Origin of the sequence: Morganella sp. HSTU-ASny43, assembly GCF_022819185.1 — a bacterium.
GTDB classification, from domain to species: domain Bacteria; phylum Pseudomonadota; class Gammaproteobacteria; order Enterobacterales; family Enterobacteriaceae; genus Morganella; species Morganella morganii.
Map to the genome: position 1 here is coordinate 25,875 of NZ_WSPG01000017.1, position 25,482 is coordinate 51,356.

The 25,482-nt window shown below is 54.0% G+C and carries 23 protein-coding genes; 6 read left to right on the forward strand and 17 right to left on the reverse strand.

Annotated elements, in window-relative coordinates:
• Positions 1-10: 10 nt before the first annotated feature.
• Positions 11-1,966, reverse strand: a complete 1,956-nt coding sequence (gene acs, locus GN208_RS10635; RefSeq protein WP_004237914.1) for an acetate--CoA ligase — start codon at positions 1,964-1,966, stop codon at positions 11-13.
• Positions 1,967-2,334: 368 nt separating this feature from the next.
• Between acs and sodA the strand changes: the two genes are divergently transcribed.
• The 3 genes from sodA to GN208_RS10650 all read left to right on the forward strand — a co-directional run bounded on the left by sodA (position 2,335) and on the right by GN208_RS10650 (position 4,148).
• A complete protein-coding gene (gene sodA, locus GN208_RS10640; RefSeq protein ID WP_004237912.1) occupies positions 2,335-2,955 on the forward strand; it encodes a superoxide dismutase [Mn] in 621 nt (206 codons plus the stop codon).
• Between the two features lie 88 nt (positions 2,956-3,043).
• Complete coding sequence (yiiM, locus tag GN208_RS10645) at positions 3,044-3,730, forward strand: 6-hydroxyaminopurine reductase (RefSeq protein WP_015422349.1); 687 nt, start codon at positions 3,044-3,046, stop codon at positions 3,728-3,730.
• Between the two features lie 127 nt (positions 3,731-3,857).
• On the forward strand, positions 3,858-4,148 hold the full coding sequence (locus GN208_RS10650) for a hypothetical protein (protein ID WP_004237910.1): 291 nt from the start codon (positions 3,858-3,860) through the stop codon (positions 4,146-4,148).
• Positions 4,149-4,215: 67 nt separating this feature from the next.
• Here GN208_RS10650 and dmsD read toward each other — a convergent pair whose 3' ends face one another.
• From dmsD to dmsA, 4 genes are all read right to left on the reverse strand, one after another.
• Entirely contained in the window at positions 4,216-4,827 is a 612-nt protein-coding gene (gene dmsD / locus GN208_RS10655; RefSeq protein ID WP_004237909.1) for a Tat proofreading chaperone DmsD, read from the reverse strand.
• An 85-nt stretch (positions 4,828-4,912) separates the two neighbouring features.
• Positions 4,913-5,773 (reverse strand): DmsC/YnfH family molybdoenzyme membrane anchor subunit, encoded by an 861-nt coding sequence (locus GN208_RS10660; protein ID WP_004237908.1) that lies wholly within the window; start codon positions 5,771-5,773, stop codon positions 4,913-4,915.
• A gap of 1 nt (position 5,774) precedes the next feature.
• Complete coding sequence (locus tag GN208_RS10665; protein WP_004237907.1) at positions 5,775-6,392, reverse strand: DMSO/selenate family reductase complex B subunit; 618 nt, start codon at positions 6,390-6,392, stop codon at positions 5,775-5,777.
• A gap of 11 nt (positions 6,393-6,403) precedes the next feature.
• On the reverse strand, positions 6,404-8,857 hold the full coding sequence (dmsA, locus tag GN208_RS10670) for a dimethylsulfoxide reductase subunit A (RefSeq protein ID WP_015422350.1): 2,454 nt from the start codon (positions 8,855-8,857) through the stop codon (positions 6,404-6,406).
• Between the two features lie 350 nt (positions 8,858-9,207).
• Here dmsA and GN208_RS10675 point away from each other — a divergent pair, with 350 nt between their 5' ends.
• On the forward strand, positions 9,208-10,053 hold the full coding sequence (locus GN208_RS10675) for a 4Fe-4S binding protein (RefSeq protein ID WP_015422351.1): 846 nt from the start codon (positions 9,208-9,210) through the stop codon (positions 10,051-10,053).
• Positions 10,054-10,108: 55 nt separating this feature from the next.
• Here GN208_RS10675 and trpS read toward each other — a convergent pair whose 3' ends face one another.
• From trpS to GN208_RS10730, 11 genes are all read right to left on the reverse strand, one after another.
• Entirely contained in the window at positions 10,109-11,137 is a 1,029-nt protein-coding gene (trpS, locus tag GN208_RS10680; RefSeq protein ID WP_004237902.1) for a tryptophan--tRNA ligase, read from the reverse strand.
• 2 nt (positions 11,138-11,139) lie between these two features.
• On the reverse strand, positions 11,140-11,859 hold the full coding sequence (locus GN208_RS10685; RefSeq protein WP_004237901.1) for a phosphoglycolate phosphatase: 720 nt from the start codon (positions 11,857-11,859) through the stop codon (positions 11,140-11,142).
• Positions 11,856-12,530, reverse strand: a complete 675-nt coding sequence (rpe, locus tag GN208_RS10690; protein ID WP_004237900.1) for a ribulose-phosphate 3-epimerase — start codon at positions 12,528-12,530, stop codon at positions 11,856-11,858. Before rpe ends, GN208_RS10685 begins: the two co-directional genes overlap by 4 nt.
• 40 nt (positions 12,531-12,570) lie before the next feature.
• Entirely contained in the window at positions 12,571-13,389 is an 819-nt protein-coding gene (dam, locus tag GN208_RS10695) for an adenine-specific DNA-methyltransferase (protein WP_036415636.1), read from the reverse strand.
• A 90-nt stretch (positions 13,390-13,479) separates the two neighbouring features.
• Positions 13,480-14,436, reverse strand: coding sequence for an SPOR domain-containing protein (locus tag GN208_RS10700; RefSeq protein WP_004237898.1), 957 nt, complete (start codon positions 14,434-14,436; stop codon positions 13,480-13,482).
• A 145-nt stretch (positions 14,437-14,581) separates the two neighbouring features.
• The gene (aroB, locus tag GN208_RS10705; RefSeq protein ID WP_004237897.1) at positions 14,582-15,664 is read right to left on the reverse strand and encodes a 3-dehydroquinate synthase; all 1,083 of its coding nucleotides are present in this window, start codon (positions 15,662-15,664) and stop codon (positions 14,582-14,584) included.
• Between the two features lie 31 nt (positions 15,665-15,695).
• A complete protein-coding gene (gene aroK, locus GN208_RS10710; protein WP_004237896.1) occupies positions 15,696-16,220 on the reverse strand; it encodes a shikimate kinase AroK in 525 nt (174 codons plus the stop codon).
• 515 nt (positions 16,221-16,735) lie between these two features.
• Positions 16,736-17,797, reverse strand: a complete 1,062-nt coding sequence (locus GN208_RS10715) for a secretin N-terminal domain-containing protein (RefSeq protein WP_015422352.1) — start codon at positions 17,795-17,797, stop codon at positions 16,736-16,738.
• Entirely contained in the window at positions 17,784-18,299 is a 516-nt protein-coding gene (locus tag GN208_RS10720) for a hypothetical protein (protein WP_004237894.1), read from the reverse strand. Before GN208_RS10720 ends, GN208_RS10715 begins: the two co-directional genes overlap by 14 nt.
• Positions 18,296-18,856 (reverse strand): hypothetical protein, encoded by a 561-nt coding sequence (locus GN208_RS10725; protein ID WP_015422353.1) that lies wholly within the window; start codon positions 18,854-18,856, stop codon positions 18,296-18,298. The genes GN208_RS10720 and GN208_RS10725 overlap by 4 nt, the downstream gene beginning before the upstream one ends.
• Positions 18,853-19,662 carry a hypothetical protein gene (locus tag GN208_RS10730; RefSeq protein WP_032098627.1) on the reverse strand — a complete coding sequence of 270 codons (810 nt, stop codon included), beginning with the start codon at positions 19,660-19,662 and terminating at the stop codon, positions 18,853-18,855. The genes GN208_RS10725 and GN208_RS10730 overlap by 4 nt, the downstream gene beginning before the upstream one ends.
• Positions 19,663-19,812: 150 nt before the next feature.
• Between GN208_RS10730 and mrcA the strand changes: the two genes are divergently transcribed.
• Positions 19,813-22,338: a peptidoglycan glycosyltransferase/peptidoglycan DD-transpeptidase MrcA gene (mrcA, locus tag GN208_RS10735; protein ID WP_036413287.1), complete on the forward strand. Its 2,526-nt coding sequence runs from the start codon at positions 19,813-19,815 to the stop codon at positions 22,336-22,338.
• Between the two features lie 122 nt (positions 22,339-22,460).
• On the opposite strand, the gene nudE is transcribed toward mrcA, so the two are convergent.
• Positions 22,461-23,015, reverse strand: a complete 555-nt coding sequence (gene nudE / locus GN208_RS10740) for an ADP compounds hydrolase NudE (RefSeq protein WP_004238577.1) — start codon at positions 23,013-23,015, stop codon at positions 22,461-22,463.
• A gap of 342 nt (positions 23,016-23,357) precedes the next feature.
• Here nudE and GN208_RS10745 point away from each other — a divergent pair, with 342 nt between their 5' ends.
• Positions 23,358-25,481, forward strand: coding sequence for an intracellular growth attenuator family protein (locus tag GN208_RS10745; protein ID WP_015422356.1), 2,124 nt, complete (start codon positions 23,358-23,360; stop codon positions 25,479-25,481).
• Position 25,482 lies beyond the last annotated feature (1 nt).

Below are 25,482 nucleotides of genomic sequence, written 5' to 3' on the forward strand. Positions count from 1 at the left end.
GGTTAGCGTGCTAGTTCATTTTGATGGCCTGCTTTTCTTCGAGCAGTTTTTCGACCACACCCGGGTCGGCCAGTGTTGATACATCACCCAGATTACCGGTATCACCGGCGGCGATTTTACGGAGGATACGGCGCATAATTTTACCGGATCGCGTTTTCGGCAGAGAGTCGGTCCAGTGCAGAATATCCGGGGTGGCAATCGGGCCGATTTCTTTACGGACCCAGTTCCTCACTTCCGCATACAGCTCTGGTGTCGGCTCCTCGCCGTGATTGAGTGTGACATAGGCATAAATAGCCTGCCCTTTGATACTGTGCGGGATCCCGACCACGGCCGCTTCGGCAATTTTCGGGTGTGAAACCAGTGCGGATTCCACTTCGGCGGTACCGAGGCGGTGCCCGGAGATATTCAGCACATCATCCACCCGCCCGGTGATCCAGTAATAGCCGTCTTCATCACGGCGGGTACCGTCCCCGGCAAAATACATACCTTTAAAGGCGGAAAAATAGGTCTGTTCAAAACGTTCATGATCACCGAACAGAGTACGGGCCTGGCCCGGCCAGGAGTCGAGGATCACCAGATTCCCCTCGGTTTCGCCGTCCAGAATTTCACCCTGGTTATCCACCAGCGCAGGCTGAACACCAAAGAACGGGACGGTCGCGGAGCCCGGTTTCAGTTCAATCGCCCCCGGCATCGCACCTATCATGCAGGCACCGGTTTCGGTCTGCCACCAGGTATCGACAATCGGGCAGCGGCTGTCACCGATAGTTTTGTAATACCACTCCCAGGCTTCCGGGTTAATCGGCTCGCCGACTGATCCCATAATGCGCAGTGATTTGCGGGAGGTGTCTTCAATCGCACTGAGGCCTTCAGCCATCAGGGCGCGGATAGCGGTCGGTGCGGTATACAGGATATTGACCTGATGTTTGTCGACAATCTGGCACATCCGGTTGACCTTCGGATGGTTCGGTACGCCTTCAAACATCAGCGTGATGGCCCCGTTGGAGAGCGGGCCGTAAACCAGGTAGGTGTGTCCGGTTACCCAGCCGACATCCGCTGTACACCAGAACACTTCATCACCATGATAATCAAAGATATATTTAAATGTCAGAGTGGCATAAACCAGGTAACCGCCGGTGGTGTGCAGCACGCCTTTCGGCTTGCCGGTTGAGCCGGAGGTATAGAGGATAAACAGCGGATCTTCCGCATTCATCTCCTGCGGCGGGCAGTCCGCACTGACACCGCTGACAGCGTCATGCCACCAGATATCACGCCCTTCCTGCCACTCCACCGGATTGCCGGTGCGGCGGAAAACAATCACACTGCTGACGGTGGTCACGCCCGGGTTTTTCAGGCCGTCATCCACATTTTTCTTCAGCGGGATAGTGCGCCCGGCGCGCAGACCTTCATCTGCCGTAATCACCATTTTTGCCCCGGAATCAATAACACGGCCGGACACCGCCTCCGGTGAGAACCCGGCAAAAATCACCGAGTGCACCGCACCGATACGGGCACAGGCCAGCATGGCAACCATCGCTTCCGGTACCATCGGCATATAAATCGCAACCACATCACCTTTGCGGATCCCCTGCTGTTTCAGGACATTGGCAAACTGGCAGACATCATGATGCAGTTCACGGTAAGTGAGTGTGCGGGACTCATCCGGGCTGTCACCTTCCCAGATCACCGCCGGTTTATCACCACGCTCCGCCAGATGCCGGTCAAGACAGTTGGCACTGAGATTCAGTGTGCCGTCCTCAAACCACTTAATACTGACATGGCCCGGATCAAAAGAGGTGTTTTTCACCCGCGTATAGGGCTTTATCCAGTCTACAATCTGACCTTTCTCACGCCAGTAGCTGTCGGGATCCTCAACAGACCGCTGATACTCGTCCAGATACTGCTGATGATTGATTAGCGCGTTTTCTGCAATTGCTTCGGGTACAGGATATTTCGTTATTTTTGTCATGATGCATCTCCTTTCAATTGTTAATGCTATGTCAAAATCACGTTAAATAAAGTTACCTTTCCGCCTTTGTTTCTTTTTTGCGCTAAAGATCACGGATTGAAAAAGGGGGTATTCACAGCGTTATCATTTGATGCGAAAACCACCGGCGATATAAAAAATCACCTGTTACATAAAAAACAGCACATGACATCAGATGAGAAGCGCCAACTAAAATATTTAACTAAAATAAGACAGTAAACTAACAAATAAAAAGAATCCGCACAGATCGCACAGATCTGATAATCGTTTTCATTATCATCTGTTTCATTATAATGTCTGCCTGTTCACACACGGTGTGAGCGGTTCGGTCAATTACTGGAGTTATAATTATGAGCTATGTATTACCTGCATTACCGTACGCTTATGATGCGTTAGAACCGCATTTCGATAAAATGACAATGGAAATTCACCATACCAAACATCATCAGACGTATGTGAATAACACCAACACCGCGCTGGAAGCCTTCCCTGAGATGGCAAATCTGGATATCGACGATCTGATCGCACAGCTCGATAAATTCCCGGCGGACAAACGTACCTTTATCCGCAACAACGCCGGTGGTCATTCCAACCACAGCATGTTCTGGAAAGGCCTGAAAACCGGCACCACATTACAGGGCGACCTGAAAGCAGCGATTGAGCGCGATTTCGGCAGCGTTGAGGCGTTTCAGGCTGAGTTTGAAAAAGCCGCCGCAACCCGTTTCGGTTCCGGCTGGGCTTGGCTGGTGCTGAAAGACGGCAAACTGGCTGTGGTTTCAACCGCCAACCAGGACAGCCCGCTGATGGGTGAAGCGATTTCCGGTACTTCCGGTTATCCGATCATCGGTCTGGATGTGTGGGAACACGCCTATTATCTGAAGTTCCAGAACCGCCGTCCGGATTACATCAAAGCATTCTGGTCTGTGGTGAACTGGGATGAGGCAGCAGCGCGTTTCGCTTCTGCAAAATAAGTCCTGAAATATGTGCGGACGCTGTCCGCACATATTCTTCTTTCCCGCTTTCGATTATGATATCCGTCTCACTCAATACGGAGGCGGCATGGCATACACACCTTTAGTTTTCACCGGTCCCGTCAGGGATACAGCCCGCTGCGGGCGCAGCGCAATTGAAAAGCGTCAGACCGAAGGCGTGATTGCCCTCAGTGCCACCGGACTCGCCGGTGACGAGCAGGCGGAAAAAGCCTTTCACGGCGGCCCTGACCGTGCGTTGTGTCACTATCCCCGCGAACACTACGACTACTGGAAAATGATGTATCCGGAGATTGAGGATCGCTTTGTCGCGCCGTTCTTCGGGGAAAATATATCCACCCTCGGTATGACAGAAGAAACCGTATTCATCGGGGATATTTATCAGTGGGGCAGCGCCGTGATTCAGGTCACCCAGCCGCGCTCACCGTGCTACAAACTGAATCCGCTGACAGATGTGTCTGATTTTGCACAGGTGATGCAGGATTGCGGCCGTACCGGCTGGCTGTACCGTGTCGTCGGGAAAGGGGATGTCAGCAGTGATCAGCCGCTGAAACTGCTGACCCGCACCAGCGCGGTGTCTGTCAGGGAAGCCGCTGCCATCGCTTTTCATCTGCCGTTTGATGAAACAGAATACCGTTATCTGTTACAGGCATCCGGACTTTCCGCCAGCTGGACACTGACCATGCAGCGCCGTCTGATGACCGGTAAAATCGAGGATTTTAACCGCCGGTTATTCGGCTCCGCCGCAGCCGTGTAAGAATATGTAATCCCGGGTTCTCCCTGCTTTAAACCCGTTCCGGAATGTGTGATTATCATACTCGTTTCACGATGACCGCTGCTGACCCCGCAGCACACACAGACGACCTTTTAAACAGGAGACACGGATGAAATACCTGATAATGCTGCTGAGCCTGGCAGCGCTTTCACTGCCCGCCGCCGCGGCAGATCAGAACAGTGCGGATGAGCTGGAAATCTTTACGGATAATGCAGAAAACTGCATCCATTTTGCCGGTGAATGGGATGTGTCCCTGCCGGCAGATCAGAAAAAAGATATCAAAAAAGCACTGGATGAAACCTGTCCTCCGGCCAAAGAGCAGCAAAAAGTCTTGCGTGAAAAGTACCGCAATGACCCGGAGATGCTCGCAAAAATTAATGAATTTGACCTCGGCCAGTAACATCCGCCGTAAAAAAAGCCCTTCCGGTCTGCACCGGAAGGGCTTTTTGATCTGATAGTGTGATATCTCAGGCGAAAATGGTTTTCTCTGCCGGGATCACCAGCAGTGCATCCTGCCAGCCTCTGAGAGTCAGAGCCGTCAGAGCAGATAATCCTTCATAGAACGGGCTGCCGCATTTTTCCTGCATCCGCGCCAGATAAAAGCGTGCCCACGGCAGAAGGTGTTCCGCCAGCAGTGAATTCAGGGCATCCGGACGATTTTCCGCCGTCCAGGCCGCCATCATCAGTAACAGGCCGATGTGATCTTCCGGCTCATTCTGCGACAGCACAATATCCACCTGATGTGCACGCATCCACTCACGCAGGGCAACAGTGGAATCCCCGAACAGCACCTGTTCTTTATCCAGCCAGACAGAGCCCCACGGCGATGCGGGCAGTGCCTGCGGGCCGATAAACAGCCGCTGATAGGCCTGCGCTAAAGTTTCCTCACCGGTGACAGTCAGACCCAGTTTCTGTGCGGCGGCCTGCTTTTGCGCATCATTACCGTACGGCCATTCCGCCACCCACTCCCCGGAAGAGAGCAGTTCCGTTATCTGTACGATTTCTGACGGCGGGTAGTAAAATGCCGCCCCGAGAATACGGGCCGTTAAGGCAACATCACTGACAGCTTGCTCACTCATAACTCAGGACTCTCACAATAAAATATCCGCGTATCCTGCCACGATTTCCGTCCGGAAAACAGTAACAGGATACGCGCTGATTGTATCAGGACAGATAGGCCATACCGGCTGTCATGTGCAGTCCGTAGAAAATACCGCGGCCGATAATTTCCCCGGATAACACCAGAACAAAACCAATCAGCATCATAATCACCGGCGGATTTGTCCGTTTCACCAGCGGCAGGATCCAGCAGGTCAGACCCAGCGCCAGCAGAACCAGACGCCAGCCCATATACAGGCCGAATTCCGGTACCAGCGCGGAAGCGCTCTGTACGGAACTGCGGATAAAGGCCAGATCAAACGCCTGTGACGTCACTGCGACCGCACTCGCCACCAACGCAACGATACCCACCAGCGGCAGCCAGCTGATGCAGCGCAGGTCAAACCCGGCAATCCGCAGCAGCAGAGCAGCCAGTACCGGCCCGCCCAGCAGAGCTGTCAGCACAAAGTGAACCGTGGTGTACGGGGTATACCAGGTCGGCACCGTGGCAATCTGGTAAACCTGCGGAATGGCGTAAATAAAGACCACCGCGAGAACCATTACCACCAGCAGCCAGAGCTTACCGAGCGCCGCCGGCATTTTGTTCAGTACCGCCAGCAGCCAGTAAAAACCACCGGCAGCGAAGAAGACCGAACCGGCCGCAATTTCATTACTGAGCGATGAACTGCCGAGGCGGTTAAACGCATTAAACGCACGCAGCGGCGTGCCCATGTGCATCATGGAGAGCAGGAAACCCACGCCCATCAGCACCCACAGGCCGAACATGCTGTAATGCACTTTACGGTTCAGTTCCGGTGACAGTTTTCCGGACAGCAGCACTGCCGCCATCACAATAAATGCCCCTGCCACACTCTGCCCGATGGTGGTAAAAAACATCAGCGGCCATTCATGAATTCCCGATCCCATGTTATACCTCCTCCGGGTTCGCCAGATGGCCTGTGGTATCCCCGACAGGACGGCTGTTGGCATTCAGTTTTAAAACGATATTCGGATGTGTGTATTCCGCAGACGGCAGCGGCGCGATTTCCGCCAGTGTGCCGTATTTGGCCCGCAGCTCCTCAATCGGCCCCATATCCAGTGCCCGCAGCGGACAGGATTCAACACAAATCGGCTTTTTACCTTCCGCAACGCGCTCATAGCAGCCGTCACATTTGGTCATGTGGCCTTTGACTTCATCAAACTGCGGTGCACCGTACGGGCACGCCATATGACAGTAACGGCAACCGATACACACTTCCTCATTCACCACCACAAAGCCGTCTTCCCGCTTGTGCATTGCACCGCTCGGGCAGACTTTGGCACAGGCCGGATCATCACAGTGGTTACAGGAGATAGAGAGATAGTAAGCAAACACATTCTGCTGATACACACCATCCTGCTCTGTCCAGTCGCCGCCCGCATATTCATAGATACGGCGGAAATTCACTTCCGGAGATAAGTTTTTAAAGTCTTTACAGGCCAGCTCGCAGGTTTTGCAGCCGGTGCAGCGACTTGAATCAATGTAGAAACCATATTGCGTTGACATAAATCGCTTCCTCAGGCCTTAACGACTTCAACCAGGTTGGAATGGGACGGATTCCCTTTCGCCAGCGGCGACGGGCGCTGAGTGGTTAACACGTTAATGCTGCCCGCGTGATCGATGCGATCACCGTCCGGGCTGTACCATGCACCTTCACCCAGACCGACAACGCCCGGCAGAATACGCGGTGTGACTTTCACATTGACGCGCACTTCCCCGCGATCGTTGAAGACCTTCACATTATCGCCGTGCGCAATCCCGCGTTTCGCGGCATCAACAGGGTTAATCCACAGTTCCTGCGGACAGGCGGCTTTCAGCACATCAACGTTGCCGTAAGTGGAGTGCGTCCGGGATTTGTAGTGGAAACCGGTCATCTGTAACGGGTATTTTTCCTGAAGCGGATCACCGGCATGCTCAAAGCCTGCGGAATAAACCGGCAGCGGATGGATTTCATCCCCTTCGTTCAGTTCCCAGGTATCACGGAGTTCCGCCAGCTGCGCGGAATAGATCTCGATTTTACCTGACGGCGTGGTCAGCGGGTTTGCCTGCGGGTCGCTGCGGAAATCGCGGTATGCCACATGGTGTCCCTGCGGGTCTCGTTTTTTGAAAATACCCTGCTTGCGGAATTCATCAAACTCCGGCAGTTCCGGCAGTGCAGCGCGGGACTGCTCATACAGGTGACGCAGCCACTCTTCCTGGGTACGGCCTTCGGTAAACTGATCACCGACTCCCATCCGTTTGGCGATTTCGCTGGTCATGTCATAGATATTGCGGCTTTCAAAGCGCGGTTCGATCGCCTGATCGGCAAAAATCACATACCCCATGTTACCGGCGGAGGCATCCATGCAGAAATCCATCTGTTCGGAAGCGGTACAGTCCGGCAGCAGGATATCCGCATATTTGGCGGAAGAGGTCAGGTGGTTATCGATCACCACAATCATCTCACACTTGCTCTCATCCTGAAGGATGTCATGAGTGCGGTTGATTTCGGAGTGCTGGTTCACCAGACAGTTACCGGCATAGTTCCAGACCATTTTGATCGGCACATCCAGTTTGTCTTTACCGCGCACACCATCGCGGGTGGCAGTCATCTCTTCGCCGCGCAGAATGGCATCTGTCCACATAAACATGGAGATACTGGTTTTCACCGGGTTGGTCAGGGTCGGCATACGGACAAACGGGATTGCGTAAGAGCCTTCACGCGCACCGGTGTTACCGCCGTTAATCCCTACGTTACCGGTCAGAATAGAGAGCATGGCAATGGCACGGGATGCGGTTTCGCCGTTTGAGCGGCGCTGCGGGCCCCAGCCCTGAGTGATATACGCCGGTTTGGCAGTACCGATTTCCCGCGCCAGTTTCACAATCCGCGCCGCCGGAATACCGGTGATTTTGGCTGCCCACTCCGGGGTTTTCGCCACGCCGTCCGGCCCTTCACCTAAAATATACGCTTTATAGTGGCCGTTGGCCGGTGCACCGGCAGGCATGGTGGTTTCGTCATAACCGACACAATATTTGTCAAGGAACGGCTTATCCACCAGGTCTTCTTTGATCATCACATACGCCAGCGCGCTGACCAGTGCGGCATCCGTACCCGGACGGATCGGGATCCATTCATCCTCGCGCCCTGCACCGGTATCGGTATAACGCGGATCGATGATAATCATGCGGGCATTTGATTTTTCGCGTGCCTGCTCAACATAATAGGTCACACCGCCGCCGCTCATGCGGGTTTCGCCCGGGTTGTTACCGAACAAAACCACCAGCTTGCTGTTTTCAATATCTGACGGGCTGTTACCGTCCGCCCAGCCGCCGTAGGTGTAATTCAGACCGGCTGCAATCTGCGCGGTACTGTAGTCACCGTAGTGATTCAGATAACCGCCGCAGCAGTTCATCAGACGGGCAATCAGTGTTGCTCCCGGCGGCCAGGATTTGGTCATGGTGCCGCCGAGGGTGCCGGTGCCGTAGTTAAGATAGATAGATTCGTTGCCGTAATCGCGGATCAGGCGTTTCATGGTACCGGCGATAGTATCAAACGCCTCTTCCCAGGTGATACGCTCGAATTTGTTCTCACCGCGTTTACCCACACGTTTCATCGGGTATTTCAGGCGATCCGGGTTGTACACCCGGCGGCGCATGGAACGGCCGCGCAGGCAGGCGCGTACCTGATGCAGATCTTCGTAGACATCATCACCGGTATTGTCGGTTTCAACATATCTGATTTCGCCGTCAACCACATGCATCCGTAACGGACAGCGGCTGCCGCAGTTAACCGTACAGGCACTCCAGACCACTTTCTCATCAGAAGCCGCCGCAGGTGCCGGGGTAGTTTCAGCGGCAGACGCCGCATGGCTGAACGGGAGGGATAACCCGCCCGCTGCAACTGCCAGACCGCCGGCCGCACCGGAGGCTTTGACAAACCCGCGTCGCGTCAGCGGCGCAGTGAACAACGCCGTTTCTTTCATCTTTGTCATATACATTGCTCGCTTAATTGATTTTGTAATCGTTATTATTATTGTTGTTGCCGGATAACGGCTTATTGTCAGATTGCGACTGGTAACCATTCGCAATAAATCATTTGTAATACAATAACCTGCAGTTATTAACCTATAGTTATTTTACGGTTTTACGATTCAGCCGGGTTGTTTTGCATCAAAAAATGAGTGCGTGAAAAGCAGATTATTGATCCCGTCAGTGGCAGACGGCATCCGCTCATGGGAAAATAGTGACCAGCTCAATATTATGATCAGGAAAAGGAGTTAACGTTATCAGACGCAGCGCACTCAACTACCTGATAAACGGCGAAAAAACCACACCGCCGTCAGTGAATGATCACTGTGTCAGGAAGAAACTCAAAAACAGTCAGTGTGATAACTGCGCCGCCTGCTGCCCGGCAGATGCGGTCACATTCGGCTATCTCGACGTCAAAATTGATAATGACCGCTGTTTTCAGTGCGGAAACTGCCTGTTTGTCTGCCCGTCTGATGCTATTGAACACATCCCTGTCCGCGAACGCAACTACAACAATAACGGGCAACTGGTGATTGAGAAGAAAGAAACCCCGGCCAGCGCGGAAGAACTGCTGGTCTGGCACCGGCAGTACCATATCCGCGGGATGCAGATAGCAGAGCCGGAAGTTGATAACTGGCTGCCGGTACTGGCAGCGCTCAATCTGCGCCTGAAAGCCCTCGGCGAACCAATCTGGCAGTTGACTATCATCCCGCCGCCGCCGGTGGATACCGGAAAACGTTTTGCGCTGTTCCGGCAGAAAACCATCAGTAGCGGGCTGAATACCGGCCGTGCCAGAACCGGTCTGAATGAGCGAAAAAAACTCTGGCCGGATGACAGCTGGTTTGATGTGCGCCCGGATACGGAAAACTGTATTTTATGTACCGCCTGCGCGGCAGTGTGTCAGGAAGGGGCTATCACTATTGCGGATAATCAGTTTACCGTGGATAAGACAAAATGCAGCGGCTGCATGAGCTGCCGTGACGTCTGTTTCCCGAAAGCGATCGATGTCATACCGCAGGCAGAAAAAAACAGTCAGCCGGTCCGCTATGCTTATTTTGATGCTCATTGCAGCAGCTGCCATCTGCCTTTTATGAGCTGGCAGCCGGGACAGACATTATGCCCGGTATGCCGTTCACGAAAAGAGAAAGGCTGGCTGTAACGACAGAGATAAAAAAAGCGCCGAAAGGCGCTATTTTTATTTTTATATCATGTAATTACAGCGGACGACGTACAAAACCAATCGCGTCGTGTACTTTATCCAGCGTGACCTGTGCACGGGCAGAGGCTTTCTCAGCACCCTCTTTCATTACACGGTTCAGTAACACATCATCGTTACGGATTTCGTGATAACGGGTCTGTAACTCTGTCAGCATGCCGGAAACCGCATCCGCCACCGCACCTTTCAGGTGACCGTACATCTGGCCTTCAAATTCAGCTTCCAGCGCAGCAACCGGTTTGCCGGTCACACCAGAGAGAATATCCAGCAGGTTGGAAACACCCGGTTTATTTTCCAAATCATAAATCACGCGTGGCGGCTCTTCAGAGTCTGTCACCGCGCGTTTGATTTTCTTCGCTGCCGCTTTCGGATCTTCCAGCAGGGCGATCAGGTTGTTACGGTTATCATCGGATTTCGACATTTTTTTCGTCGGATCCTGTAACGCCATCACACGGGAGCCGCCAGCCGGGATAAACGGATCCGGCACCACAAACACATCACCGTAAATGGCGTTGAAGCGCTGCGCGATATCACGGCTCAGCTCCAGATGCTGTTTCTGGTCGATACCGACCGGCACCTGGTTAGTCTGATACAGCAGGATATCTGCGGCCATCAGCACCGGATAGTCAAACAGACCGGCGTTGATGTTTTCGGCATGACGGGCAGATTTATCTTTAAACTGTGTCATGCGGCTCAGTTCGCCGAAATAGGTGTAGCAGTTCAGTGCCCAGCCCAGTTGTGCATGCTGCGGCACATGGGACTGAACAAACAGCGTATTTTTTGCCGGTTCCAGACCACAGGCCATATAAAGCGACAGTGTATCCAGTGTGCGTTTGCGCAGCTCCGCCGGATCCTGACGGACAGTGATCGCGTGCTGGTCAACGATGCAGTAAATGCAGTCAAAATCATCCTGCATTTTTACCCACTGGCGCAGTGCGCCCATGTAGTTACCGATGGTCAGTTCGCCGGAAGGCTGTGCGCCGCTGAATACAACGGGTTTGTGTGCTTTGGTGTTAGTTCCGCTCATGATTATCCTTCCTGATGAGTTAACGGAGGCAGCCCGAGTGCAGGCAGCAGACCCGCAAAGTCGGACAGTACGCAATCCGGATTGCTGTCAGCAATCGGAATACCGTAGTTGTAGCCGTAGGTCATGCCGACACAGGGACATTCCGCTGCCCGTGCCGCCAGGATGTCATTGCGGGAGTCCCCGACAAACAGCATCTCTTCCTTACGCAGCCCGAACTCACCCAGCGTCAGGTAGAGCGGAGCCGGATGCGGCTTCTTATTTTTCACATCATCCCCGCCGAGCACGACAGAGAAAAATTTATCCAGACCGGTTTCAGCCAGCAGCGACGGAATAAACTGAGACGGTTTGTTGGTCACGATCGCCAGATCCAGCCCTGCGTCTGCCATCACCTGTAAGGTTTCTGCCACATGCGGAAATGCCGGACTGCCGGTTTTAACGGTCTCAGCATAAAAATCATCAAACAGCTGACGGCATTTCGCGTGCAGTGCAGCATCAGGTTTTTCACCGGTTGCATGAGTCAGGGCACGTTCCAGTAACATATCAACGCCGTTACCGACCCAGACAGAGGCCATTTCCCGGCCCGCTTTCCGGTAGCCCAGTGCTTCCAGTGCGCGATCAGTCGCTTCCGCCAGTCCCTGAATACTGTCAGTCAGTGTGCCGTCCAGGTCAAATGCAACGGCTTTAATCCCTGTGAATTGCTGTACTGCTGTTTTGTCTGTCATGCTGAAACCTTTGTTAATTCTTTACGCATATCATCAATCACGGCTTTGTAATCCGGTTTGCCGAAAATCGCAGAGCCGGCCACAAACATATCCGCACCGGCCTGCGCCACTGCCGCGATATTTTCAGTCTTAATTCCGCCATCGACTTCCAGGCGGATATCACGGCCGCTGGCATCAATGCGGCGGCGGACTTCTTCCACTTTTTTCAGTGTTTCCGGAATAAAGGACTGACCACCGAAGCCCGGGTTTACCGACATCAGCAGGATCAAATCCAGTTTATCAATCACATAATCGAGGTAACTGAGCGGCGTGGCCGGGTTGAATACCAGGCCCGGTTTACAGCCGCATTCGCGGATAAGCTGAATGGTGCGATCAACGTGCTCGCTCGCTTCCGCGTGGAATGAAATGTAGGTTGCTCCCGCTTTGGCGAAGTCCGGCACAATGCTGTCCACCGGTTTCACCATCAGATGCACATCAATCGGCGCGGTAATACCGTAATCACGCAGCGCCTTGCACACCATCGGCCCGATAGTCAGGTTCGGGACATAATGGTTATCCATCACGTCGAAGTGAACCACATCGCCGCCTGCGGCGAGAACTTTCGCGGTGTCTTCCCCCAGACGGGCAAAGTCAGCAGATAAAATGGACGGAGCAATCAAAAACTCTTTCATTCCTGTTTCCTCTTAATAAGACGCCGCCGGGTTCAACGGCTTACTGTCCGCGGTAAAGCGCCAGTAATTCATTCACTTTCTGGCGGTTAAGTGTATTGCGGCTGATAGTGCGGCGCACTTTGACAATATGTAGTTGCGCCTGATGATACCACTCCCGGGTCAGCGGGGTGTCATGATTCGAGATCAGAACCGGAATTTTGCGATCCGACGAAAGCATTTGTGCCAGTTGTGCCAGATTCTGCTGCTCCGGTAACCCGAATCCGCTGGTGTGATACGCCGTAAAATTGGCTGTCAGTGATAACGGCGCATAAGGCGGATCACAATAGACGATATCCCCGGTGCCTGCATTTTCCATGCTGGTCACATAAGACTGGCAGACAAACAGGGCGTTGCGGGCTTTTTCCGCGAACCACAGCAGTTCAGCTTCCGGGAAATAGGGTTTGCGGTAGCGCCCGAAGGGCACATTAAACCGGCCTTTGGAATTATAACGGCACAAACCGTTATAACAATGGCGGTTCAGATAGAGAAACAGAATGCTGCGCTCGAAATGATCCGTGCTCTGATTAAACTGTTCCCGCAGCGCATAGTACTGTAATTCATCATTAAACTGCGGCGTGAACAGCTTGCGGGACTCATCGATAAATTCCTGAGTCCGCTGCTTCACCATCGTGTAGAGGTGGATCAGATCACTGTTGATATCCGCCAGCACATAGCGCGGATAATCTGTATTGAGAAAAACCGACCCCGCGCCGACAAAGGGCTCAATAAGACAATCACCCTCCGGCAGATGCCGTTTTATTTCATCTGCCAGAGTGTATTTTCCGCCGGCCCACTTCAAAAATGCGCGTTGTTTCTTCATGCTGTCTGTAATCATTGCTCAAAAAGGCCAGAGCCGCCGATTCTGCTCTGTTTCAGACAGCAAATCAGCACCTGACGGAATCCGTGTTTATTATTTCATGTCCTGATGCACTTGCTGCATCTTTCTGACCCACGGTTTTTTCCCCTGAATTTCGGCAGGCAGACGCTCAACTTCCCGTTTTGCATCCCCGACTGTCGGGAAATTACCGTACACCAGGACGTACCACGATTTTCCGTTACGTGTTGTCTCATAAACCTGATAGTTGGATAACCCGTGCTTCTGCGCAAAGGCTTTCAGCGTATCCGCACGGCTCGCGCTGCTCAGCTGCAGGGTATAGTTCCCGGCAGGGGCTTTGGCGATCGCGGTGCCGCTTTTTGACGGAGCCGGTGCCGCAGTAGCCGGTTTGGTGGTTTCACGCGGTTTGGCTGGTGTTGCCGTGGTGGTTTTCACCGGCTGCGGTTTCACCTGTTGTACCGGTTTCTTCGGCTCTTCCTTCGGAGTGACCACCGGCGGCAGATTATTCATATTCTGCTGCGCCGCATTATTAATACCCACCTGCGTATTTCCCTGATTCAGGGCATCGTTAATATCCCCCGGGATATCCACGCGCTGGCCGGTGCCGGTTGTCTGTGACGGCGGCTGTGCCTGTGTCGGCAGGTTATTGATAGCAGGGAGATTCACGCCGGTCTGCCCGGTCTGTGACGGAACCGGTTCGGTTGGCTGTAACTGTGTTGCACCGTCATTGCTGCCGGTGCCGAGGGTAATCGGGCGCTCGCCGTTCTGTGCCTGCGGCTGGGCTTCCGGTTCTGACGGCGATTTCAGCGCGGAGCTTATCGCGATAATCAGTAATACCAGGACCACAACCGCCACGCCGATCATCATCTGCTGGCGGGAGACGGCAAACTTAGGCCGTGACTGCTGCGGGCGCGGACGCGGATTACGGCGTTCAGGGCGCTCCGGTCTGTCAGATGCGTCCGGACGGATAGATTCATCATCCGGCTGGCTGAAAATCTGTGGTTCTTGCTTTTCGGGTTTAAAGCCGTCCATTTTGCCCTCCCATCAGAGCAGAAACTGTGTCTTTGGATATAACAGAAGAGAACTGACGCCCGGTGAGTGCGTCATAATGCGTAGTGTAACCATTTTCCCGGCACTCAGCGAGACAGATATCAAAAAACTTCTGCCGCCGCTTCCGTTACACGGACTGAATGGCAGCCAGCACCCTGTCATGCGGGATATCCGCACGGACAACTGACCGGCCGATTGTTTCCGGGACAATCAGGTGCAGTTTACCGCCCTGCACTTTTTTATCCCGCATCATGTGCGGCAGATACGCATCCGCCGGCATGGATTCCGGTCCGCGCACCGGCAGCCCGGCGCGGATAAGCAGCGCAATGACCCGCTCTGTCTCTTCCGGGCGGAAGGTCCCGAGCAGTTCAGCCGTGCGTGCAGCCATCACCATCCCTGCGGCGACTGCCTCGCCGTGCAGCCAGACACCGTAGCCCATTTCCGCCTCAATGGCGTGGCCGAATGTATGGCCGAGATTCAGCAGTGCGCGCAGCCCGCTGGTCTCTTTTTCATCCGCAGCCACCACCTCTGCTTTCAGTTCACAGCAGCGGCGGATGCAGTACGCCATCGCCTGCGGCTCAAGTGCCAGCAGACGGTCGATATTATTTTCCAGCCAGATAAAAAAATCGTGATCCAGAATAATGCCGTATTTGATGACTTCCGCCAGCCCTGACGCCAGTTCACGGCGCGGCAGGGTTTTCAGGCAGTCGAGATCAATCACCACACTGACCGGCTGCCAGAAGGCACCAATCATATTTTTACCCAGCGGATGGTTCACGCCGGTTTTACCGCCGACAGATGAATCCACCTGAGACAGCAGCGTGGTCGGCACCTGAATAAAACGGACGCCGCGCTGATAGCTCGCTGCCGCAAATCCGGTCAGATCACCGATAACACCGCCGCCCAGCGCAATCAGCGTGGTATCACGCCCGTGATTGTTTTCCAGCAGCGCGGTAAAAATACGGTCAAGGGTGGTCAGGGATTTATACTGCTCGCCGTCCGGCAAAATCACGGAATCCGCCTGTACGCCGGCTTGCGCAAGGTTATCGGTCAGTGTCTGAAGGTACAGCGGGGCAAGGGTTTCGTTGGTAACTATCATTGCACGCTGACCGGTGGTCAGCGGCGCAAAGGTGCCGGAGAGGGAAAAGAGACCCGGAGCAATTGAAATAGGATAAGCACGCTCACCCAGAGTCACAGTCACTTTTTCCATGGCACCTCCGCATGTTGCCGGTAAAATGAAATTAACTGTTGGTTTCTAACAGTTCAATGATTTGATTTGCAACCACTTTTGCACTCTGATCATCGGTGTGGATAGTAATATCCGCGATCTCTTCATACATCGGATTGCGTTCATCGGCCAGTTTGACCAGGACTTCCCGGACCGGCTCATCGACCTGTAACAACGGACGCTTTTTATCGCGCTGTGTCCGGGCCAGTTGTTTTTCAATATTGGTCTCAAGGTATACAACCACACCCCGCGCAGACAGGCGGTTGCGGGTCTCCCGTGACTTGACGGAACCCCCGCCGGTAGCCAGGACGATACCCTGCTTTTCAGTCAGTTCATTGATGATTTTTTCTTCACGCAGGCGAAAACCTTCTTCACCTTCGACATCAAACACCCAGCCCACATCGGCTCCGGTGCGGCGTTCAATTTCCTGGTCGGAATCAAAGAATTCCATATTTAATTGCTGAGCCAGCTGACGACCAATAGTACTTTTGCCGGCACCCATCGGGCCGACAAGAAAGATATTGCGTTTCTCTGCCATGTTTTTGGTATAACTAAGAATATTCGTTAATGATAACCCGCCCCGCTCACCCGATCAGCGGCGGGACCTCAAATGAAACCTCATGAGTGAATCTGCGTGAGTAACCTGAAATTATCTCCGCACATTCTGCCCGATTGCAACCATACCGGCACGAAACCGGAAAGATACCTCAGGTGCTGCTGTGTGACGCCTGTCGCAATCCGGCCTCTGAACATCCGCACATACTATCATAACGCCTGCGAAAAACCGCGCCTTATATTTCCGTGAATCCTCCTGAAAACAGGAGCTGTACAGAAACATAAGGCGCGATCTGAGAATCAGGACGTTGTCCGTCAACGGATTAACGGCATATTTTACGGCGGCAGTGATTTCATACCTGCTAAATTTGCTAACTCTTGTATGCTAAATCGTTGCAATCGTCAAATGTATAACACCGCAGAACCGGTAAAAAAACCCGTTATTCTGCGCATATAATCCGTGAATAATGATACAACATGCTGATATTGATACAGTTACTAAATATCGATCAACTGCGGTGTAATGAATATCACTAATTCACGGCGGCTGAGTTTATCGTATTGATGAGTAAAAAGCTTTCCCATCAATGGGATCGACGATAAATACGGCACTCCGGTCACCTGTCTGCCTTTATCCTGCTGAAAAATCCCGCCGAGGATCAGGGTTTCCCCGCTGCGGACAATCACCTGTGTGGTGATTTCCTGCTTATCAATGGAATACTGCTCGCTGCCGTTCTGCATCAGCGCTGCACCGGGGGCATTACGGCTGATATGCAGTGTCAGACGTACTTTATTATCCCGCAGGATCTGCGGTGTCACCTCCATCCCCAGTACCGCCTCGCGGAACTGTACCTGTGAACCGGACTCATGGTTTTGCGTGGTGTACGGAATTTCCGCTCCCTGTTTGATACTGGCGGGATGCTCGTGCGCCGTGGTCAGGCGCGGGCTGGCGACAATATCCAGCTGCTGTTCCTGCTCCAGTGCGCTCAGTTCCATCTCCAGCAGATGGCCGCCGAGACGGGCGATATTAAAGGTGAACGTGTTATTTCCCCGCGCCTGATGCAGCTGCAGGCGGTTGCCGGACTCTGGTGACGGCAGCACGGTTCCCCACTGCAGCCCCAGCTCATGCAGCCCTTCCCGCGAGCCGGACACAATATGCGCCGTAATCTGCACCTGCTGCTGCGGCTGATCCATCTGTGCCAGCCAGGCTTCCGCCCGCGACAGCACATCCGGTTGTGCTTCTATAAAGAGGGAATTTGTCAGCGGGTCGGCTTCCGGCGCTTTATTATCTGTAAACCATTCCCCGTGATGCTGTTTCAGCAGGGCCAGCATGTCCGCCGCATCCGCATATTGCAGGGTAAATGTGCGGCTCTGCCCGCTTTCCGGTATCAGCGGCGGGGAATACATCACGGGGAGTTCTGTCAGCACGGCCGGTTCCTCACTGATGACGACAGGCTGAAAAAGATCCCGCGGATGCTGCCCGCCGGGAGCCGCTGCCGCAAGCAGCAGACAACAACCGGTGATCAGCCGGGCGGCTGATTTTGCTTTATTCATCATCATGCCATTCCTTTTCCGGATCCGGTGAATCCGCCCCCGGTAATGCCAGATGCAGTGTCAGCTGCAACAGCGGCGGGGATGAGGAGGTTCCGGGTGTCAGCGGGTGCAGCGAAAGCCGGGTGATCGGCAACTGAGTCAGCTCCCCGCTGAGGGTATCGAGCAGCGCCGCCAGCTCAGGGTAATGCGCCTCAAAGGTCAGCACCCAGCGTTCCGGCTGTTCCGGCGGCTCCTGCTGCCAGCCGGTCAGCAACGGCAGCGCATTTTCGGGCAGTAAGGTAAACAGCGGCGGGATATCCGGGGGCGGCAGAACCACCGTTTCCGGCACCGCCTGTTCTGACAGTGCTGTCAGCCGCTGCAACTGCCGGAACCGCATTTCCGTTTCCCCGGCTGCCGGTTGCAGATAAAAACACCAGAACACCACACCGGCCGATAACCAGATCCCGGCAGTCACTCCCCACTGCACGCGCCGGTACTGCGCACAGCGCCATACTGTGTTCAGATTCATGACCGGCTCCTCCCGGTCACCAATATAAACTGCCGGATCCCGGCTGTTTTGTGATGCTGCAGGCTGATCAGCCTGAGCGGCATCAGCCCCGGCGGTGCCCGCTGTAATAAAGGATGAGACGGGACAATCACCTGACGGCGGTTCACCGACAGGGCATGGCGCACACTGCTTTCTGTATCATGCTTTTGCTGCTCTGCCTGATAATGCGCCAGCCAGGCATCTTCCGGCAGCTGAGCCTGCAAAAAAACCAGCAAATCCCGGTAACGGCGGTTTTCCCGTGCAGTTTGCTGCTGCCGCAGATTTTCCGTTTCCGCCTGCCGCTGTAGCGCACGCTGACGGGCAAGTTCAGCCCGCTGCGGCGCAAGACGGATTTCCCGATCATCAAATGCGGCCTGTAACAACGCCAGATGCTGCACATTCAGTGAATGACGCAGATAAACCGGCAGCAGTGCGGATAACAGCACGCCGCCTGCCATCAGAAACCGGAAAACCATCCGGCGGCAGATTTGCCGTTTCAGCCGGGAGCGCCAGGCAGTCAGATTCACCCGGTGTGTCATAGCCGCTCCTCCCCGCAAAGCACCATCCCTGCCGCCGCCGCGTAGCCCGGCGGGACATCATCCGCTTCCGCATTGCGGTAACGCCGGCATTCCCGCTGCCATGCCTGCGGCAGCAGCGCAGTATCATGCAGACAGCACAGTGCCGCCTGTGACTCATCAAAACCCTGTGTTTTCAGCTCTGTCAGTAATGACGGCAGGGTCAGGTCAGCCCGTCCGCTCAGTACCGGCTGCGTTTCACCGGCAGTCCAGCAAAGACTGTTCCCCTGACGGAAAACCAGCCAGTCCTGTGCGGCCACCCCCCTGGCGCAGGCAAAACAGCGCAGCGCACAGGGAATAATGCTGAGTACCGTCAGATCCGCGCGGAGTTCCGCCGCCAGCGACAGCCACTGATCACGGACAGTACGGTGCAGCGCCGTCAGAATAATATCGCCGGAAAACCACCGGTAATCATAGATAAGATCCTGATGACGCCCCGGAAATGTGCGCGCCAGCCAGGTATCTATCAGCGGCACCACCGCAGACTGCGCGACACGGCTCTCCGGCAGGCGGATCTGCTGCTGAAGACAGAGTGACACCGGCAGTGCCGCCCGGCAATCCGGCCGCCCGCGGATACGCCGCCGCCATGGCGCCAGTGCAGCCGCAACCGCAGACAGGCCGGGCACACCGTTTTCGGCTGATTCCGTTTCCGGCAGTGTCAGCGTGATAAAATCCTCAAAACACCACCTCCGGCGTATGCGCCGCGCCAGTGCTATCCTGATCTCCCCGTCCTGAAGTGAAATTCCCGCCATCCGTGAAGCAATCCGCATAAATTATCCCTGTATTATTGATATGAGAAATACTTTTTTCTCTTAATTTTCCTGTGGTTACAAAATACGTATTCAAGAAACGCATGAACCTTTATACTACAGGGTCGCTGTTTATAAACTGTCCACCACACGGCTAACGGAAATTTTCAGGTGAAGTTCTTAAAGTATTTATTGATCTTTGTTGTCTGTTGCATTTTTCTTGGAGCAGCATCGATATATGGCATGTACAAATATGTCGAGGCTGACCTGCCCGATGTGGCCACACTGAAAGATGTCAAATTACAGACACCAATGCAGGTCTACAGCGCGGATGGCGAACTGATTGCCCAGTTCGGTGAAAAACGCCGTATTCCGCTGACACTCAGCCAGATCCCGCCGATGGTAAGGAATGCCTTTATCGCGACGGAGGACAGCCGTTTCTATGACCACCACGGAATCGACCCGATCGGGATTTTCCGTGCCGCTTCTGTTGCCATGACCTCCGGTCGTGCCTCACAGGGCGCCAGTACCATCACACAGCAGCTTGCCCGTAACTTCTTCCTGAGCCCGGAAAAAACCGTTATCCGTAAAGTAAAGGAAGCGTTCCTGGCCATCCGCATCGAACAGATGCTGACCAAAGATGAAATTCTCGAGCTGTATCTGAACAAAATTTACCTCGGCCAGCGCGCTTACGGCGTGGGGGCTGCGGCTTATGTCTATTTCGGCAAAAGCCTTGATCAGCTGACTCTCAGTGAGATTGCGGTGATCGCCGGGCTGCCGAAGGCACCGTCCACCTTTAACCCGCTTTACTCCAAATCCCGCGCCCTGGCCCGCCGTAATGTGGTGCTGACGCGGATGCTGGAAGAGAATTACATTACCCGCGCCCAGTATGATGAAGCGCGTAATGAGCCGATCGAAGCCCGTTATCACGCCCCGGAAATTGATTTTTCCGCGCCGTATCTGGCAGAAATGGTTCGTATGGCAATGATTGAAAAGTACGGTGAAAATGCCTATACCGATGGTTATAAGGTCTACACCACCGTTAAACGCAAAGATCAGCTCAGTGCTGAAGATGCGGTTCATACCGGTATCATCGACTACGATATGCGCCACGGTTACCGGGGAGCTCAGCAGGTTTTGTGGCCGCAGAACAGTGCGGCATGGGATACAGAGCAGATCCTGAGCAAACTGAAAACGTTACAGGTCTACGGCCCGCTCAATCCGGGTGTTGTGCTGAGTGCGGATGCTAACCGTGCACAGGTGATGCTCAAAGACGGCTCCACCATCGACCTGACCATGGACAGCATGCGCTGGGCGCGCAAATTTATCTCTGATCGCGCTATGGGTCCGGCACCGCGTGCGGTAAACGGTGTGGTGCATGCCGGTGAGCAGATCTGGGTGCGTCAGAACAAAGACCGCTGGATGCTGGCACAGATCCCGGATGTCAACTCTGCCCTGGTGGCACTCAATCCAACGGATGGTGCGGTGATCGCACTGGTCGGCGGCTTTGATTTCGGGCTGAGCAAATTCAACCGTGTCACCCAGTCTCTGCGCCAGGTCGGCTCCAGCATCAAACCGTTGCTGTATACCGCCGCACTGGATAAAGGTCTGACACTCGCCTCCCTGCTCAATGACCTGCCGATTGTCCGTGCGGACGGCGCTGGTCCTGACTGGCGACCGAAAAACTCACCACCGCGCTATGACGGCCCGATCCGTCTGCGTCAGGGGCTGGGACAATCGAAGAACGTGGTGATGGTGCGGGCCATGCGGGCAATGGGCGTGAATTATGCCGCCGATTATCTGCTGCGCTTCGGCTTCCCGGACAGTAACATTGTCCGGACAGAATCCATGGCGCTCGGCTCTTCCTCATTCACCCCGATGCAGATGGTGCGCGGCTATGCCGTGATGACCAACGGCGGCTATCTGGTCGACCCGTATTTTATCAGCCGGATTGATAACACCGAAGGCAAAGCTCTGTTTACCGCAGAGCCGAAAATTGCCTGTCCGCAGTGCACCAACATCCCGGTGATCTACGGCGAAGGTTCACATGACCTGGAAAGCAGCCTGAACAAGGATGCTCTGGAAAACGACGTGGCGAAATCAGACAGCCAGCCGCAGGAAAATGACCAGCCGGCAGCCCCGGAAGCCGACCTGGAAAAAGCACCGCAGGCAGGAAGTGATTCCCCGTATGCACCGCATGTAGTCAGCACCCAGGTGGCCTTCCTGATCAAAGACGCCATGAACTCCAATATCTATGGCGAACCGGGCTGGAGCGGAACCGGCTGGCGGGCAATGCGGGATATCAAACGCCGTGACCTCGGCGGTAAAACCGGTACCACCAACAGCTCAAAAGATGCCTGGTTTGTCGGCTACGGCCCGGACATCGTTGCTGCGGTCTGGATTGGTTTTGATGAAAACGCCCGTGACCTCGGCCGTGGTGAGGCCGGTGCGAAAAGCGCCCAGCCTATCTGGAACGACTTTATGAAAGTTGCGCTGGAAGGTGTGCCGGAACGCAAAGATCCGCCGCCACCGGGAATTATCTCCGTTCAGATCAACCGCAGCACCGGTAAGCTGGGCTCCGGCGGCAACTCCCGTTCCGAATACTTTATCAAAGGCACCGAGCCGACTGATTACGGCGTGTCGGAAGTGGGTACAACGATTATCCAGCAGGACGGCGGTTCGGAAGAACTGTTCTGATTAAGCGGATAAAAACAGAAGGGCTGCCTGAAGGCAGCCCTTTTTTTTCAATCGTTGTTACTTAACACAAATGAATGTCTTTTTTCGATGATTAACACAAACAGATTTGTGTTAAAAATAGCTTAGTGACCGGTACGCTGTAAAAATTGCTGCGCCAGAAACAGCGCGGTAATATTGCGCGCTTCGTTAAAATCCGGATGAGTCAGCAGATCCATCATCTTACTGACCGGCCAGCGCTCCTGAACCAGCGGTTCCGGCTCATCGCCCTCCAGCTTTTCAGGATACAGACCTTCCGCCAGCAGGATATTCATCTGCCCGGAGAAATAGGACGGGGACATAGTAACGCGGCGCAGCGGTGTCAGTGTGCGGGCACCAAACCCGATTTCTTCCTTCAGCTCACGGTTGGCGGCAGTCAGCATATCCTCACCGGGATCGACAGCACCTTTCGGGAAACCCAGCTCATAGCTGTCCACACCCGCCGCGTATTCCCGGATCAGGATAAGTTCGTTATTTACCACAGGGACAATCAGGACAGATTCACGGGTTGCAGGACGCATACGCTCATAAACCCGTTCCGCACCATTACTGAATTTCAGTGCAACAGACTGGACAGTAAACAGACGGGATTGGGCAACAGTCTCGATGCGGATAATTTTCGGTTTTTGTAATTCAGCCATGTATGCCTCTGTACGTAATATAAAAACGCAGTACAACCATACAGAGTAAAACTGTACAGGGTGAAAAAGTACCGCTTTGCGAATAAGTAAAAACCGGGGTAAATTCCCTGGTTCACTCACTTATTGCTCTGCTTCATATTACCCGTTCCTGAGACAAAGAAAAGCACCGGGCGGGATGAATAAATAACGGTAACATACAGCATAATCAGCAGGTAAAAGTGAAAATAATCAGTTATAACAGACTGTTATTTCAAATAATTTTTTTTGCATAATCAGAAAAGGCCGATTTTTTAACGGCTTCCTTCACTGTTATGCTGCACAGGCAATTACGACGGGGAAAAAATGACTATCACCCTCATTATAACGGCCGCTCTGGTGATCGGTTGTCTTATAATGGTTTCTGTTATCAGTCACCGGCGGAGACAGCGCCGGGCAGGTTATGTATTACCTTCACTGGCCAGTCTGACACACCACCGGCCGGGTGCCGGTGAAATTCAGGCCATTGAGCACCATCTGACCTGCGCTGCCCGGCAGGCGGTCAGTAATGATCTGCACTTTACATTACCGGCTTTCCCCAAAAAAAGTGATCACGTCTATCGTCTGTGCAACCGCATCACCCGGTATGCTATCCCGGAGAAAAACGGACAGCAGTGGCATTACTACATTGAAGGCAACGAGGTTTATCTGCCTGCGGTTCTGGATGAATTTATTCAGGCCACAAATGTCATTGATGTGATGTTTACTGACGGGATACCGATGATTGTCGGGCTGAACGGTCATGACTTACGTGAGTTTACTGATGACCACGCGCTGGCAAGGCCAATGACAAAAAATAACAACGTACCGGTACAGGCCGCGATACTGACTAACAGCAATGCTGATATTGAGTTTCTCGGCACACGCAGAGAGAGCCGGCAGGAATATAACCTGCAGCACAGTCACGGGTTTATCAGCGGCACGCTGATTGTCTGCGGCGTGCTGACGGCGCTCACTGCGGTTTTTATGCCGCCGTTTTTATTTTACTGGATGATGGCCGCCGGAGCCGGGCTGCTGCTGCCGGGCATCATTTTATCCCTGATCCCGATCAGTAACCGCCGCCGTCTGCGGGATATTCAGTGCTACCGGGGGATCCCGAAACGCTGGGGTCTGTTCGGCGATTTTGACCACAGTCAGAAGCACAGCATTTCACTCGGCGGTATCGACCTTATCTACCCGCGCCACTGGGAACCCTGGCTGCATCAGGATCTCGGGTCTGTCACACAGATTGAAATGTATGAGGATCAGCAGGTTGTCCGCCAGGGGAAATACCTCTCCCTGCGCGAGGAATCCACCCGCTTCCCGTATCGCCGTTACGGCAAAAATCTGCTGATCGCCCTGACCAGCGCCTTTGCCCTGCTGGTTCTGGCCTGCAATCAGCCGGTCAATTTACCGGTTAAACTGGCCCTGAACTGGCTGACCGGCACAGAAACCAAAGTCACCACCAATTTCAGTGAACTCCAGAATATGCCGCTCTATGTGGGGGATTTTCTGGAAGCCAAAGGCGTGGGGATGTGTTACATGCCGCCGAACCTCTCCGCCCAGGATAAGCCCAATTTCCGCGCATTTGACTGCTCCGGTATTTACTGGAACAACACCTCCCCGCTTCCGGTTCCCGAGTCCGAACAGGTTGATCGCGCCGCCGCGCTGCTTGCCGAACTGAATAACCAGCTGCATCCCGATGCCGGAGCCCGTAAGGTGAACGACAGTCTGCGCAATGTTATCACCCGCTCAGGGATGAGCCTGCTGGATGACTTTTCCTCCCTGGTTCTGAAAACCCAGGCGTTATGTGAATTTGAAAACAGTGACTGTGTGCGGCTGAAAAACGCCCTCGTCAATCTGGGGAATTCCCCGAACTGGGAAAATTTATTAGCCCGCGCCAAAGCCGGTAAACTGGAGCAATCGAATGTTTTATTGCGTCCGGCAAGTGCAGAGGCCTTGGAAAAGCTGGTTATCGCCACCACATCTACAGCTATAAACAAAGAAGTGGAAAATGCGGCAATGCGGCTGAACAGTCCGCCGCCTGGTGGTGTGCTGCTGATCAGTGACGAAGGCAAATCCCTGGTGGAGAACGCCCCGGTCAATGAACAGACAGAGGAAATGACACCGCTGGCACACTGGCAGTCCCTGCAGAAGCTCTCCAATATGCTGCTGCACACCCCGTTTGAGGTTCAGGGCATTGTCACGGATGTGTCTGTGGATGCCAACGGCACCCGTCATATCCTGCTGCACTTTCAGCCGGATAGTGTCATGCTGGCGCGGTTTATCGGCAGCTGTATTTTACTGGTCGTCTTTTCCCTTCTGGCCATTATCAACGGCATCTATACGTTTATCCGCTGGCGTCAGCGCCGCCGCCGGATGACGGATATCCGCCGTTATTATGACAACTGCTTCCGGCACGACTACCCTTCCTCTGAGGTGCAGCCGTAAC